We start from the raw sequence: 13,570 nt of genomic DNA, 5'->3' as shown, positions 1-13,570 counted from the left end.
ATCTTAAAAACTACGATCCAGTCAATTCAAATCAGCGTATTTTTCGCCCCCCACACTAACACTCTCCCGCAAACCAGTAATAAACTCATCAAATTCTGCTGCATCTCAGCAAGCGGCCGAGCAGATTCACTTTGTGCCTATGGTGTATTTGAGTCCGCCGTTTGGTGTTGATTAATCTCTGATAGGCAAGCTGTTTCAGTAAAAATAGTATTTGTACGGTTAGATCTTGACTCCAAAAAACAAGTACATACTTTGTCTTAATTCATTCTAAAATAGGAGAGTATTATGAATACAGTGGTTGATTTGACTTTCAAAGACGGGATGCAAATCTCAGCGAAGATACGTGAGCATGAAGTTTTGACTGATGTTCCGGCTGATCATGGCGGTGCGGATGAAGCTCAGACTCCCTTTGAACTCTTCTTTTCTTCTCTGGCTTGTTGTGCTGGTGTGTATGCCAAGCGTTTTTTTGAGAGCAAAAATCTTTCTACCGATGGATTCGGAATCCGCTTAGTTTGTGAATCCGATCCGGAACAGAATGGAATGCGGGTTGCTAAAGTGAATTATGAAGTCACTCTTCCGAAAGATTTTCCTGAGAAGTACGAAAAGCCTCTCATGCGCACTATTGACCAGTGCACAGTAAAAAAACAGGTCTTGAATCCACCTGAATTTGAGATCTCCTTCTTGAGATAATTGTTTTTACGAGAGTAGCACAATTCGTCGTGCCGCTTTTGAATGCACAAAGTATAAGGATCATCCTGCCGTTCGGTTGGATGATCCTTTTTTTAGTGAAATGTCTTGTGAGCCAGATTTAAGCTGAGGTGGATCTTATGACCAAATCCTCATATCCATATGCTTGTAATAGTTACAAAGCATCCTTAATCGATTCTCGATACTCTTCTATGTCTTGCTTAGTTACTTTTACATGCTGAACTTTACCATCGACTTTGACAACAATAGGTGTGTTAGTTTGGAGGGCGGTTTCTCGTGCTTTCAGTGCTGAACGTTTTAATGCTTTTTCAATTAAGGTCAGCATTTCATTGTTGTTATCTTTAGTCATTTATCTTTCCTCCAAAGTCGATCAGGTGTGGCCCTGTTTCCATATTATCGAACAGAAACCATTCATCCACAAGCTTTTTGTATATTTGAAAATTGCTTAATCCATTGTGGAAGCGTCTTTTGATGACATCCACTGGGATATTGTGCCCACCCTGCGATACCCGGTAGGCTACACGATCTATTGCAGCTTGCTCATTTTCCAGTGATAGGAAGACTAGGGCTACTTTGTATTCTTGGCTCTGCCATTTAGGGATCTTCCTGAGATATCCCTTTCCAGATAGAGTTGTTTCCAGCGAGAAACTGAGTCCTTCTGTAACGTACTTGTCGATCTGTTTCAGCATTAGTTTGCCAGCTTGAATGGCTTCCGATTCAGGAGAAAAGGGGGCTAATCCACTGGCAATTTTATCGGCGTTGACGAAAAGTGGAGTCTCGAACAGGCTTGGCAGGAACTGGTCAACAAAGGTTGTTTTACCAGCACCGTTAGGGCCTGCAATTATTACGATCTGTTTGCTGGGCATGTTGGATTATTTGTTGTCTATTTTGGTTTCAGTTTATGATTTTATGACATCTTGAGAATGGTATATCCGTAGCTTAGTGAATGGTCAAATTTCATTCTAAATCACCTCATATGTGCTAAATCTAACATATTCGAATTATTGACTTTATTTCACGCTTAAGATTCTATGGGATCATCAAAGTAATTGTCAGGCATTTACGCGGTTTTGTGAGCCTGATTTAAACTGAGGAGGATCTCATGAACATTTCACGGCGAGGGTTCATGAAACTTGCGGGCGTTGGTGTCGCAAGTATCGGTATGAGCCAGCTGGGACTCGATCTTTCCCCTACGCAGGCTTATGCTGCCGGGTTGAAGATCAAGGGTGCGAAAGAAGTGATCTCCATCTGTCCGTTCTGTTCGGTCAGCTGCCATTTCATCGCCCATGTCAAAGACGGAAAGATTGTAAGCACTGAAGGTGATCCGGATTACCCGGTCAGTGAAGGTGCTCTCTGTGCTAAGGGTGCGGCTATGCTCGCCATGCATAACAGCCACCACCGCATTGAGAAACCCCTGTATCGTGCTCCCTACAGCACTAAATGGGAAGAAAAGAGCTGGGATTTCGTGCTTGACCGCATTGCCCGGCGTGTAAAGGAAACACGTGATGCCGACTTCAAGCGCTTCAATGCCAAGGGGCAGGAAGTCAACCGTGTAGAATCAATTTTCCATCTTGGTACATCACAGATGGATAACGAGGAGTGTGCAGTCGTCCATCAGGGTGTACGCGGCCTCGGCCTGGTGCATTTTGATCACCAGGCACGTATCTGACACAGCGCAACAGTTGCGGCTCTGGCAGAGTCGTTCGGGCGCGGTGCGATGACCAACCATTGGTGCGATATTGAAAACGCGGACTCCGTTCTTATCATCGGTAGTAATGCAGCAGAGCACCATCCTATCTCCTTTAAATGGGTATTGCGGGCCAAGGACAAAGGCGCCTCGGTTATGCATGTTGACCCCAAATTCTCCCGTACTTCCGCAAGGTGTGACTTCCACGTCCCCTTGAGATCGGGAACTGATATTGCCTTCATGGGCGGTATGATCAACTATGTTCTGGAGAACAACCTGTTCTTCAAGGAATACGTTGCCAATTATACCAACGCTGCTTTCATCGTCGGTAAGGATTTCAAGTTCACTAAAGGACTGTTCTCCGGTTACGATAAGAAAGCCCGCAAATATGACAAATCCAAATGGGCTTTTGAACTTGATAAAGACGGCGTACCCAAGCGTGATGAATCCTTGAAGCATCCCCGCTGTGTATTCCAGCTGCTCAAGAAGCACTATTCACGCTATTCCATGTCCAACGTTTCCAAGACCACAGGTGTTTCCAAAGACAACCTGATTCGGGTCTACAAGGAATACGCTTCCACAGGTAAGAAAGATAAAGCCGGTACTATCATGTACGCACTGGGCTGGACCCAGCATACTGTTGGTGTGCAGAACATCCGTTCCAGCGCCATATTGCAGCTCCTGCTCGGTAACATCGGTGTAGCCGGCGGCGGTATCAACGCCCTGCGTGGTGAGCCTAACGTACAGGGGTCAACTGACCACTGTATTCTCTGGCATATCCTGCCGGGTTACCTGCCTGTGCCTAAAGCCAACATGGGATCTTATGAAGATTACGTGGAGAAAACCACTCCGATTTCCCACGATCCCGAAAGTGCCAACTGGTGGCAGCATAAGCCCAAGTACATGGCCTCACTGCTCAAGGCCTGGCGCGGCGATAATGCTACCGCAGACAATGGCTTCGGTTACCAGATGTTGCCCAAGGCGGATGATGGTGAAGACTACTCATACATCTACATCTTCGACCGCATGTACAAAGGTGAGATCAAGGGTGGGTTCGCATTCGGAACCAACCCGGCCATGAGTGTGCCTAACTCCAACAAGACCCGTAAGGCTCTTGATAACCTCGATTGGCTGGTTGTGGGTGAGATTCACCACACCGAGACTTCCGAGAACTGGCACCGTCCCGGCGTTGATCCTACCCAGAACAAGACAGAGGTATTCCTGCTGCCTTCCGCCCAGCGTGCGGAAAAAGCCGGTTCCATATCCAACAGTGGCCGCTGGTTGCTCTGGCACTATGAAGCTTGCCGTCCCATGGGCGAATCCAAGAGCATGGGTGAAATGTATGTGGACATTATCAACCACGTACGCCGTCTCTACAACAAAGAGAACGGTGCTTACCCCGAACCTCTGCTCACCCTTGATTGGCCTGCCTACTACGATGCCGAAGACATGGCTCAGCGTATCAACGGCCGTTTCACCAAGGATGTGGAATTCAAGGGCAAGAAGTACAAAAAGGGCCAGCAGGTACCTTCCTTCGTAGCTCTTGCTGATGACGGCTCAACTTCTTCCTTCAACTGGCTGTATGCAGGCAGTTACACTGAAGAGGGTGGAAACAAGGCTAAACGCCGCAGTCTGGAACAGACCCCCATGCAGGCTAAGATTAATCTCTACCCCAACTATGCATGGTGCTGGCCTGTTAACCGCCGTATCCTCTACAACCGTGCATCTGTCGATGCCAACGGTAAGCCTTGGGCACCGCAGAAGGCCGTTATCGAATGGAACGGTTCCAAGTGGGAAGGCGATATTCCTGATGGCGGATGGCCGCCGAACGCAACCGGTAAGGGCCGCTATCCCTTCATCATGCGTAAGGAAGGTCACGGACAGCTTTACGGTCCCGGCTTGCAGGACGGTCCTTTCCCCGATCATTACGAACCGGTGGAAACTCCCATTAAGAGTCATCCCTTCTCACGTCAGCTTAGCAGTCCGGTTTACAAGCGTGTGTTCAGTGATATGGATAAGCTTGCCAAGCCCGCTGATGAGCGTTTCCCCATCGTCCTTACCACTTACAGCTTGACTGAACACTGGTGTGGTGGCGGTGATACCAGAAACACTCCTGTGCTTCTGGAAGCTGAACCGCAGCTTTATGTGGAAATGAGCCCCGAGTTGGCCAAGGAAAAGGGTATTGAAAACGGTGATCCGGTTATCGTTGAAAGTATCCGCGGCAAAGTTGAAGCCATTGCCATGGTTACTGTGCGTATGACCCCGTTTGAAATCAAAGGTGAGACCGTTCATGAAATCGGTATGCCTTTCTGCTTCGGCTGGACCAGTAAAGGTTGTGGTGATGCCACCAACCGTCTCACCCCGGCTGTAGGTGATCCCAACACTACCATTCCCGAGTACAAGGCCTGTCTGGTGAACGTTCGCAAAGCGAAAAAGCTCACCGAGATTGACGAGTAACCTGCAACCAAGGAGTAAAACATGCCTAAAGCATTATTTGTAGATACCTCCAGATGTACGGCTTGCCGCGGTTGCCAGGTTGCCTGTAAGGAATGGCACGATCTGCCCGCAGTAGAAACCAAGCAGCGCGGTTCTCATCAGAACCCGCCGGACTTGAACCCCTTTAACTATAAATTGGTCCGCTTCAGCGAGCACCGCATCAACGGCAAGGTCGAGTGGTATTTCTTCCCCGATCAGTGCCGCCATTGCGATGTGCCTCCCTGTAAGGACATTGCTGATGCATACGTCACCGGCGCGGTCATCAAGGACGAAGATACCGGAGCGGTTATCTTTACCGATCAGACCAAGCGCCTTGCTGCTGACGAGTGTCAGGAAATAACCGAAGCGTGTCCCTACAACATTCCGCGCCGTAATACCGGTTCCGGAATGTTGACCAAGTGCGACATGTGTATTGATCGCCAGCAGGCCGGACTCGTGCCTGTATGCGTCAAGACTTGTCCCACCGGCACCATGAACTTCGGTGAACGCGAAGAAATGGTCGCTCTGGCTGAAAAAGCTCTTGAGCGGGTCAAGAAAGATTATCCTAACGCAGAAATAATCGATGCTGACGAAGTCAACGTCATCTATCTGGTGCAGGATAAACCTGAACTCTATTATGAGTACGTTACCGCAGACGCTTCCGGCGTCGGCAAAGGCGTAACCCGCAAAGAGTTCCTCGCTAATCTCGCCAAGCCTGCAAAACGCATGTTTGGATAATTAGTTGCCTCCGGCGGCTGGGGAAGGAAAACTTTTGGGAAAAGTTTCCCTTCCCCAGACCCCATCCCTTCAAAATTTTTTAGTAGGGCTTCGCCGTTGGGGATGATGGAATGGGGTTGAATTAAAATAAAACAAATTTCTACAGTCTTTCGTTACCGGATGCGAAGCTTATTAAAAAAGTTTGGGATTCTTAAACCCTTTTTAAAGGGTTTAAGCCGCCGGAGGCGAAATATTTTGATAAATAGCGCGTAGCGCATCAAATATTTCTGGAGCATTATTAATGGATAAGAATAAGAAAAAACGTGACGTTCAGGCTGGGCTTCTTGCTTTGCGTAAGAGAATGCCTGCTCTTGAGAATATTTTTGATGCTTTCGGGCCGCTGGTAATTGCGTTGGAAAAAGCCGATGACCTGCTTGCTGACTGGGATGGATATAAAATCCCGGACGCATATGCACCTCGTTTTGAGCAGGGCGTTGCACTGTTGTCTGATATGGAACTGCCTGACCTTGGTGAAAAGTATCGCGAAGTGTTCATGCTGGTTGCAGGGGCGGTTGCCGAGGGACTGCCTGCCATTTCCAAAGAGGTTGATGAGATTGTAGTTGCAGTAGGTGAGGTCGAGAATTTTAATGATCTTGCCAAGGCTCTTTGGGATGAAGATGGTAAGCTGCTGCGGTCCTTGATTGATGAATGGAAGATTGATGACCAGACTCTGGCATTCATCGGAACTATGGCTCTTAAGCCTTTTATGGCCCGTATGGAACCGGAAGCAGCTAAAGCTATCGAAAACATGGCTTGGCACAAGGGATACTGTCCGGTCTGTGGTACTTTTCCTGATCTGGCTTTGCTCAAGAAGTCGGGTGATGACAATGCATATCTGAAGTCACATGGCGGTCAGCGGTGGCTGCACTGTTCCTGTTGCGGGCACGAGTGGCGTTTTAAGCGTAACACTTGTCCGTGGTGCGAGAATGAGGATATCGAGAAGCTCCGCTATTTGCAGGCAGATGAACGTAAAAATGAGCGTGTGGATGTCTGCGAATCCTGCAAGCATTATTTCGTAACCATCGATACCCGCGAACTCAGCGACCAGCCGGACCCGCGTGTCGCTCCGCTGGGGCTTGTGCATCTTGATATCAGCGCACAGGAAAAGGATTATTTGCCGTTGGCTGAGACTCCTTGGAATGTGCTGTAAATTGGATTGGTGAATTGAAAGCTAAACCGCCGCAGTCTGAGAAGTTGCGGCGGCTTTTGGTATGTAAGTTGATATGTTTAAAAAGGGGTTGTCTTGCTCTTCTACTTTATATAAAAGAGACGCTTTAAAAAATATAAATATAGGAGTGGTCGAAATATGGCGACTAAACAGATTAGACGGGCACTGACAAAAATAATCAAAGATCGATTTTCTGGACAGACTGGAATCAGGCATTTGGACATTGGGGCTGGGGTTGGTGGTTTTACCAAGCAGATTAAGGATGCTTGTAATCTTGATACCGAAGCTTGCGACTTTCATTCTGAGCGTTTCGAACCGACGGACATTACCATTAAAAAAGTTAATGTTTGTAAAGAAAAACTGCCATACGAAGATAATTCTTTTGATCTGGTAACTTCCGTTGAGGTTATTGAGCATCTGGATTCTTATGAAAACCTTATTGGAGAGGCTAAAAGAGTGCTTAAGCCGGGTGGATTGCTGATTCTTACCACCCCGAACATTCTTAATATGAATTCAAGGATTTCATATTTCCTGAATGGTTTTCAGCAGATGTTCGCGCCTATTCCAATGAAGAATGAGGAACATTACTCTACCGGAAGTCACATTTCTCCGATTCATTATTTTTTCCTTGTTCACGCACTTACCGAGAAAGATTTCAAAAATATCGATTGTCATTCCGACAAGATTCAGAAATCAAGTTTTGGCAAGTGGCTGACATGCTTGCCTGTCCTTGCTTTGAGTAAAGTTCTTTTCTTCATGAAGCAGAAAAAGAAGCATCTTTCAGAAGATAATATGAAGTATGTGAATGATATGTTTTCTTTTCGTATGCTGACCAGCAGGACTTTGATTGTAACCTGCGAGAATTAATAAACTGAATTGAAATTATAAGCCGCCGCAGTCTGTGAGGTTGTGGCGGTTTTTTATTGGCAGGAAATCTCATTGCCTGCAACTAAATCCGCAAGCACTTCTTTTCTTCTTTCAGGCTCATCAATTCTCAGCAGATAAATGCAATTCCAGTTTCCTTCCCACAAACGATCAGCTTGGGGTGGATTCTCAAGTTCTTTGCGAAAGTTCCGCGTCTTTCCAATGTAGAGTACGTTTACTTTAAATCCCGCACGGTGCCCGCGCGGGTGTGTGTAGGCGAGGATGTAGACCCCACCGTATTCAGGAATAGGGCGGGTTTTAGCGAATATTCCTAATGTGTATTCTGTGCCTGACTTACCTGTAAAAGGCCAATTCTTCTGCTTAAACATTGTGACTCTAGGCTTTTTCTAGACAATTAATATCGGATTATGTAAGAAATAATTAATCTGTGTTTTTACAGACATAATTCTATACGAGTAAGGAGAAATAATGAAAAAAGCAATGAAGATTGTATTGGCGGTGGCAATGGTCCTGCTGATGAGCGGTGGGGCTATGGCGCAGGAAAGTTTCAATGCGCAGGGCAGTGCTCTGGTTCCAAATATGGTTTATTCATACAACGATAGCAACTTATTGAAATATACGAGTATGTATTTGAGTAATATTACATCGAGTGATGTACAATGTAAGGTTACTGTATACGACCATAATGGTAATGACGTGACTTATTTGGGAACTGTTGTGACTGGGGGTAATGGTGTTGAGACCGTTCTTTCTAAAGGGAGTGGTGAATTTGCAATTCCAGCACATTCCACAAGGTGTTTTACTCTTGGTCGTGACCATATAAAAATAGCAGTAATGGGGTATGCAGTGGTTGAATGGAAATCTTCTGACACAACTCTTCGGCGAGCACTTATTGGTGGGGTAAGGACTCCTGCTAAATCTAGCAGTTATCATGGCAAAGGCGGAACTGCATATATTAACGGCGGTCAGCCTTTCTAATCCAAAGGAGAAACAATGAGAAAAGCAATGAAGATTGTGTTGGCATTGGCAATGGTCCTGCTGATGAGCGGTGGGGCAATAGCGCAGGAGACATTTATTCCGCAGGGGAGTGCCTTAGTTTCTGGAATTGAGGTGTTGTATCGTGGCTCATATAGATATTTTCAAAACCGCATGTTTTTAACTAATATTACTGATCAGACAATCCAGTGTCGGGTCACCGTTTTTGATCATAACGGTGATGATATTACGCATTTTGGTCAAGTAATGACTGGACCTGCTGGTGGAGGAGGAGGCCATGTTGTCGTATCTTCAGGAACCGGTCTTTTTGAAATTCCGGCCCACTCGACCCGTGCTTTTTGGTTTGGATCACTATTGTCAGGTACAATGACTTTTTATGGGCATGCAGTTGTTGAGTGGATGAGTAACAGTTCGAAGCTGAGGAGGGCGCTGATAGGAAGTATTTATAAATTTTCTCTTGGTAGTTCTAGTAATTATTATGCAACCGAACGGGATATAAACGGCGGTCAGCCCTTCTAATTAAACTCTAATAACCTATCCAACACCGCTCCCCTGAACCGGAGCTTACTTATAATTCGGTTCAGGGGTGTTTTATTTTTAAAATTTTAGTCTTGTAATTAGTTTTTTTCTCTATTTTAGGGGTGGCGTGTGAAATATTAATTTTAAATTCAAAGGAGAAATAATGAAAAAAGCAATGAAGATTGTATTGGCAATGGCAATGGTTCTGCTGATGAGCGGTGGGGCAATGGCGCAGGATTGTTTTAATGCGCAGGGAAGTGCTATCGTTCCCCATGTGAAAAGTTATAGGAGTTCTAAAGGAGGTTTGTACACGAGTTTTTACATATCAAACATTACAAATCAGGATGTAAGATGCAAAGTAGATGTATATGATCAGAGTGGAAATAATGTATCTTCTTATGGTGACGTGTGGACCATTGTCTCGGGTCAATACCAGTTAGCAGCAGGTGGTGATGAAGCCTTTGACATTCCTGCTTATTCAACGCGATATTTTAATTTTACGAAGTCTGGAATCTTAATGAGAACAATGGGGTACGCAGTAATTAAATGGAATTCAAATGATCCGCAGATGACCAAAGCTCTTGTCAGTACAGCTCAGTATACAGGTGGTACATATAATGATTATTTGTATGGTGGAGTCGCATACATCAACAACGGCCAACCTTTCTAATAAAACGTCAATAATCTAATCAACACCGCACCCCTGAACCGGAGCTTACTTATTTCTCGGTTCAGGGGTGTCTTCGTGTGAGTGGTTCCGATTTGAAATTTATTTAGGCATTGCAGAGCGCAGGTCTTTGATCATGCCGCCAATATCGTCTGCGCCGACAATTTCGGTGACAAGGGCTACGCATTTTGCGCCACGGTTCATTACCTCGGCAATGTTGTGCTCTTTGATACCGCCGATAGCTACGAAGGGAATATTGATATTCTTGACTACCCAGTCGAGATATTCGAAGCCTACGGGATCAACAACATCATCTTTGGTGTAAGTCTTAAAGATAGGACCTACGCCGATGTAATCTACACCAGCTTCAACGGCGGCGAGTGCTTCTTCGGGAGCGTGGGTGGAGAGGCCGATAGCCATTTCATCACCGATTAGCTTGCGTACTGCGTGTACCGGAAAATCTTCCTGTCCGATATGGATGCCGTCCGCGCCGACCATCATGGCAAGATCGATGTCGTCATTGACGATGAATGCAGCCCCTGCTTCGCGGGTCATGCGGCGGATTTCCATGCACTCTTCGTATTTCTGACCGGACTTGATTTCCTTCTCGCGGTACTGGATCAGCTTGATGCCGTTATCAAGCATCTCGCGGACAACTTCGATATTGGAACGATCCTTAGAAAATTTCAGGGCGGTAAGGCAGTAAATATCTGTATCAAGGATGTTTTGACGGGTGATTTTTCTGATGCTCATTCTTTGTCCCTATTTGGCTTCTTGGAATTTGTTCAGGTAATGGTTGAGAACAATGTCGGCTTGTTTGGCAGCGCAGATTGCTACCCTCGGTGAGAGGGGGGGAGTCTCGGCATTGCACTCGGTTTTCATGTCCCCGACAATGTAGAAGTTGTCGCGGACCTTGCGGGTCTTGATTTCATCCGTATTGCCTGTGCCGCCCATTCCTGAAGCCGTGACCAGCAGTTTGCCCGTGGGTAGGAATGTTTCAACCAGTGCTTTTTTGGCCGCTGCACCGTCAAAGGCTTCGATGATAACATCGCAGTCGCCGAACAGCTCATGGACATTTTCATTGCTGACAGCGGTAGCATGGGCGGTGATGCTGAGGTCCGGGTTGATGGACTTCAGGTTATTACAGAGGGCTTCAACTTTGTCGGTACCGACCTGTTCCATGAAATAGAATTGGCGGTTGAGGTTGGATTTCTCGATGCGATCAAAGTCGGCAATAACGAATTGCTTGAATCCGCTGCGGACAAGATGCATGGCGCAGTTGGAACCCAGTCCTCCGGCTCCGGCAATGCCGATGCGGACCGCTTGCAGGTAACGCAGACGGTCCTCACCGAGATATTTTGCTATGCCTTGTTCTGTGCGGTTCACGATGCTTCCTGCAAAGGGTGCCAGTCTTTGAAGACAGGCTGGTAACCGTGTTTACGGAGCACCGCGCACATTTCGTCCACACTGCGTTCATCGCTGATATCGAACTGTCCGACTTTCTCCTCTTCTTCGCAGGTGTGTCCGCCTACTTCTGTAGAGACGCCTGCGGACATGCGGGTTACGCCCAGCGGAAGGATGTTTTCACGGAAGTCAGGTGCCTCGCGGGTGGAAATGGTGATTCCGCAGCGGGGCAGGAAAATACGCAGGGCCAGCATGTTCTGTACAAGGGCAGTGTCACTGACAAGGGATTTCGGAGTGAAGGCATCACCCACATGGGTACGGATGCGCGGCAGTGATACCGCGATGTCCACTTCGGGATATTTGTTCTGGAGATAAGCGGCGTGAATACCTGTTTTCAGGGCATCATGGCGCCATTCATCGAGGCCGAGCAGAGCACCTATATTCACAACACGCATACCGGCTTTGCAGGCCCGTTCAGGAGCATCGAGGCGGAAGCGGTAATCATGTTTGGGGCCTGCCGGATGCAGTTCCGGGTAAAGCTCTTCGTTGTAGGTCTCCTGAAACATAGTCATGCCGTCCACGCCGACCTTAACCAGACTAGAATATTCTTCCTCTGTCATGGCATAGATTTCAATGGATACGGATGGAAAATGTTTACGCAGGATTTCAACGGCGGATTCAATGTATTCCGGGGAAGACTTGGCTCGCGCATCCCCGGTGAGGATGAGCAGGTGCTTCAGCCCGGTGGCAGCAATTGCCTTGGCTTCTTTTTCCAACTCGTCCGGTCCCAGTTGGGAACGTGGAATGTTGTTTTTGGTGTTGAAGCCGCAATATACGCACTTGTTGGTGCAGAAGTTAGCCATGTACAGCGGGGTGAACAGCTGAATGGTTCTGCCGAAGTGCTGCAAAGTCAGCTGGCTTGCTTTTGCTGCCATTTCTTCGAGAAAAGGAATTGCTGCGGGGCTTAACAGGGCAAGAAAGTCTTCCAGGCTCAAAGTTGTCTTGTTAAGGGCGCGCCTGACATCGTGTTCAGTTACGGAGCCGAATTGCTCGGCAAGGGGGGCGTCGTTGTATTCGGCGCAGATGGGATAGAAGCTCATTTTATTTTATCCTTCGTGCAGGAATCCGGTAAGGGGTGAGGAGGCCTTGGCATGGCTGTGTTTTGCTCCGGGACCGGAAAGGTAAGCCTCGCGTCCGGCTTTTACGGCCCGACCGAAAGCTTTAGCCATCATCTTGGGATCGGATGCGGTGGCGATGGCGGTGTTAACCAGACAGGCATCAGCACCCATCTCCATGGCTTCGCAGGCTTCAGAAGGGCGACCGATTCCGGCATCCACAATGATAGGCAGGTCGATCTCATCGATCAGGATGCGGACCATTTCGCGGGTCTTGAGGCCGCGGTTGGTTCCGATGGGTGCGCCAAGCGGCATAACTGCTGCGGCTCCGGCATCCACCAGCGAACGGGCTATGTAGAGGTCTGCGTTTACGTAAGGCAGGACTACGAATCCTTCCTTAGCGAGGATTTCAGTTGCCTTGGCGGTTTCATAGCCGTCGGGCAGCAGGTATTTGTTGTCGGAAATGACTTCGATCTTGATCCAGTTGCCGCAGCCCATGGCCTTGGCAAGGCGGGCGATGCGAATCGCTTCTTCTGCTGTGCGTGCGCCGGAAGTGTTAGGCAGCAGCTGCATGTGCTTGGGAATAAAGTCCATGACGTTTCCGGTGTCAGATTCAAGGTCAACGCGGCGCAGGGCCACGGTGATGATCTGCGAACCGGAAGCTTCACATACGTCCGGGATTACGGAATCGTCGGCGTATTTGCCTGTTCCGGTCAGCAGGCGGCTGTTGAATTCGAGGCCGCCCAGTTTGAAAATATCGTTGTTCATTGTAATCAACCTCCGCCTACAAAGCGCAGTATTTCGAGGTGGTCCCCGTCATTTATTTGTGTGGAGCCGTAGTTTTCAGCCGGGATGATTTCCATGTTGAGTTCAACAACTACGGTGTCCGGTGTGAGATTTTTGGATTCCAGCAGTTTGAGGATGGTGATGTTTTCGGCCAGTTCGGCTTCTTTGCCATTCAATTTTACGATCATTTTCACTCCGTAAAAAAAAAGCTCACCACGTAGGGCGAGCGCAACAATAGATATAACGACAGAATCTATGGAGCTTCCCTACGGCGGGATTACCCGCATCAGGTTCGAAGGGACAGGCTATTACGCCATCTCAGCCAGATAAGGCACCCCCAGCTGCGAAAGAGACTAGTCAAAACGGTTAGCCGTGTAAAGTAG

General features: G+C 47.6%; 16 protein-coding genes and 1 riboswitch. Of the genes, 8 read left to right on the top strand and 8 right to left on the bottom strand.

The genetic code is table 11. The annotated features are described in order from the left end of the window. Positions 1–285: 285 nt before the first annotated feature. The gene (locus tag DESAL_RS13450; RefSeq protein ID WP_015852532.1) at positions 286–690 is read left to right on the top strand and encodes an OsmC family protein; all 405 of its coding nucleotides are present in this window, start codon (positions 286–288) and stop codon (positions 688–690) included. 172 nt (positions 691–862) lie between these two features. On the opposite strand, the gene DESAL_RS13445 is transcribed toward DESAL_RS13450, so the two are convergent. Next, on the bottom strand, positions 863–1,057 hold the full coding sequence (locus tag DESAL_RS13445) for a hypothetical protein (RefSeq protein WP_015852531.1): 195 nt from the start codon (positions 1,055–1,057) through the stop codon (positions 863–865). Continuing rightward, on the bottom strand, positions 1,050–1,574 hold the full coding sequence (locus DESAL_RS13440; RefSeq protein WP_015852530.1) for an ATPase: 525 nt from the start codon (positions 1,572–1,574) through the stop codon (positions 1,050–1,052). The genes DESAL_RS13445 and DESAL_RS13440 overlap by 8 nt, the downstream gene beginning before the upstream one ends. A gap of 236 nt (positions 1,575–1,810) precedes the next feature. On the opposite strand from DESAL_RS13440, the gene fdnG reads away from it, so the two are divergent. From fdnG to DESAL_RS19800, 4 genes are all read left to right on the top strand, one after another. Continuing rightward, a complete protein-coding gene (gene fdnG / locus DESAL_RS13430) occupies positions 1,811–4,852 on the top strand; it encodes a formate dehydrogenase-N subunit alpha (RefSeq protein ID WP_015852529.1) in 3,042 nt (1,013 codons plus the stop codon). Positions 4,853–4,873: 21 nt separating this feature from the next. Then, positions 4,874–5,608 (top strand): 4Fe-4S dicluster domain-containing protein, encoded by a 735-nt coding sequence (locus DESAL_RS13425; protein WP_015852528.1) that lies wholly within the window; start codon positions 4,874–4,876, stop codon positions 5,606–5,608. A gap of 280 nt (positions 5,609–5,888) precedes the next feature. Next, positions 5,889–6,797, top strand: a complete 909-nt coding sequence (locus tag DESAL_RS13420; RefSeq protein WP_015852527.1) for a formate dehydrogenase accessory protein FdhE — start codon at positions 5,889–5,891, stop codon at positions 6,795–6,797. 156 nt (positions 6,798–6,953) lie between these two features. Beyond that, positions 6,954–7,682, top strand: coding sequence for a class I SAM-dependent methyltransferase (locus tag DESAL_RS19800; RefSeq protein ID WP_015852526.1), 729 nt, complete (start codon positions 6,954–6,956; stop codon positions 7,680–7,682). Between the two features lie 53 nt (positions 7,683–7,735). On the opposite strand, the gene DESAL_RS13410 is transcribed toward DESAL_RS19800, so the two are convergent. After that, positions 7,736–8,068 (bottom strand): hypothetical protein, encoded by a 333-nt coding sequence (locus tag DESAL_RS13410; RefSeq protein WP_015852525.1) that lies wholly within the window; start codon positions 8,066–8,068, stop codon positions 7,736–7,738. Between the two features lie 100 nt (positions 8,069–8,168). On the opposite strand from DESAL_RS13410, the gene DESAL_RS13405 reads away from it, so the two are divergent. From DESAL_RS13405 to DESAL_RS13395, 3 genes are all read left to right on the top strand, one after another. Beyond that, entirely contained in the window at positions 8,169–8,678 is a 510-nt protein-coding gene (locus DESAL_RS13405; protein ID WP_015852524.1) for a hypothetical protein, read from the top strand. A gap of 15 nt (positions 8,679–8,693) precedes the next feature. Next, positions 8,694–9,215, top strand: a complete 522-nt coding sequence (locus DESAL_RS13400; RefSeq protein WP_015852523.1) for a hypothetical protein — start codon at positions 8,694–8,696, stop codon at positions 9,213–9,215. A gap of 163 nt (positions 9,216–9,378) precedes the next feature. Beyond that, positions 9,379–9,885, top strand: a complete 507-nt coding sequence (locus tag DESAL_RS13395; RefSeq protein ID WP_015852522.1) for a hypothetical protein — start codon at positions 9,379–9,381, stop codon at positions 9,883–9,885. A 99-nt stretch (positions 9,886–9,984) separates the two neighbouring features. Here the strand turns inward: DESAL_RS13395 and thiE are convergent, their stop codons facing one another. From thiE to thiS, 5 genes are read right to left on the bottom strand one after another with little or no spacing between them, the layout of a single operon-like run. Further along, positions 9,985–10,635, bottom strand: coding sequence for a thiamine phosphate synthase (thiE, locus tag DESAL_RS13390; RefSeq protein WP_015852521.1), 651 nt, complete (start codon positions 10,633–10,635; stop codon positions 9,985–9,987). 9 nt (positions 10,636–10,644) lie between these two features. After that, positions 10,645–11,268 (bottom strand): sulfur carrier protein ThiS adenylyltransferase ThiF, encoded by a 624-nt coding sequence (thiF, locus tag DESAL_RS13385; protein WP_015852520.1) that lies wholly within the window; start codon positions 11,266–11,268, stop codon positions 10,645–10,647. Further along, a complete protein-coding gene (gene thiH / locus DESAL_RS13380) occupies positions 11,265–12,386 on the bottom strand; it encodes a 2-iminoacetate synthase ThiH (protein WP_015852519.1) in 1,122 nt (373 codons plus the stop codon). The genes thiF and thiH overlap by 4 nt, the downstream gene beginning before the upstream one ends. Before the next feature lie 6 nt (positions 12,387–12,392). Then, positions 12,393–13,169: a thiazole synthase gene (locus DESAL_RS13375; RefSeq protein ID WP_015852518.1), complete on the bottom strand. Its 777-nt coding sequence runs from the start codon at positions 13,167–13,169 to the stop codon at positions 12,393–12,395. A 5-nt stretch (positions 13,170–13,174) separates the two neighbouring features. Next, complete coding sequence (gene thiS, locus DESAL_RS13370) at positions 13,175–13,375, bottom strand: sulfur carrier protein ThiS (RefSeq protein WP_015852517.1); 201 nt, start codon at positions 13,373–13,375, stop codon at positions 13,175–13,177. A 58-nt stretch (positions 13,376–13,433) separates the two neighbouring features. Beyond that, positions 13,434–13,536: riboswitch (TPP riboswitch) on the bottom strand. Positions 13,537–13,570: the final 34 nt, after the last annotated feature.

Origin of the sequence: Maridesulfovibrio salexigens DSM 2638, assembly GCF_000023445.1 — a bacterium.
GTDB lineage: Bacteria > Desulfobacterota > Desulfovibrionia > Desulfovibrionales > Desulfovibrionaceae > Maridesulfovibrio > Maridesulfovibrio salexigens.
The sequence above is the reverse complement of the archived record's forward strand: the minus strand, read 5'-3'. Positions and strand labels throughout refer to the sequence as shown.

Bases quoted from the DNA above. Each gene is read 5' to 3' on its own strand.
- DESAL_RS13450 (WP_015852532.1), top strand. From the start codon at position 286: ATGAATACAGTGGTTGATTTGACTTTCAAAGACGGGATGCAAATCTCA.
- DESAL_RS13445 (WP_015852531.1), bottom strand. From the start codon at position 1,057: ATGACTAAAGATAACAACAATGAAATGCTGACCTTAATTGAAAAAGCA.
- DESAL_RS13440 (WP_015852530.1), bottom strand. From the start codon at position 1,574: ATGCCCAGCAAACAGATCGTAATAATTGCAGGCCCTAACGGTGCTGGT.
- DESAL_RS13425 (WP_015852528.1), top strand. From the start codon at position 4,874: ATGCCTAAAGCATTATTTGTAGATACCTCCAGATGTACGGCTTGCCGC.
- DESAL_RS13420 (WP_015852527.1), top strand. From the start codon at position 5,889: ATGGATAAGAATAAGAAAAAACGTGACGTTCAGGCTGGGCTTCTTGCT.
- DESAL_RS19800 (WP_015852526.1), top strand. From the start codon at position 6,954: ATGGCGACTAAACAGATTAGACGGGCACTGACAAAAATAATCAAAGAT.
- DESAL_RS13410 (WP_015852525.1), bottom strand. From the start codon at position 8,068: ATGTTTAAGCAGAAGAATTGGCCTTTTACAGGTAAGTCAGGCACAGAA.
- DESAL_RS13405 (WP_015852524.1), top strand. From the start codon at position 8,169: ATGAAAAAAGCAATGAAGATTGTATTGGCGGTGGCAATGGTCCTGCTG.
- DESAL_RS13400 (WP_015852523.1), top strand. From the start codon at position 8,694: ATGAGAAAAGCAATGAAGATTGTGTTGGCATTGGCAATGGTCCTGCTG.
- DESAL_RS13395 (WP_015852522.1), top strand. From the start codon at position 9,379: ATGAAAAAAGCAATGAAGATTGTATTGGCAATGGCAATGGTTCTGCTG.
- thiE (WP_015852521.1), bottom strand. From the start codon at position 10,635: ATGAGCATCAGAAAAATCACCCGTCAAAACATCCTTGATACAGATATT.
- thiH (WP_015852519.1), bottom strand. From the start codon at position 12,386: ATGAGCTTCTATCCCATCTGCGCCGAATACAACGACGCCCCCCTTGCC.
- DESAL_RS13375 (WP_015852518.1), bottom strand. From the start codon at position 13,169: ATGAACAACGATATTTTCAAACTGGGCGGCCTCGAATTCAACAGCCGC.
- thiS (WP_015852517.1), bottom strand. From the start codon at position 13,375: ATGATCGTAAAATTGAATGGCAAAGAAGCCGAACTGGCCGAAAACATC.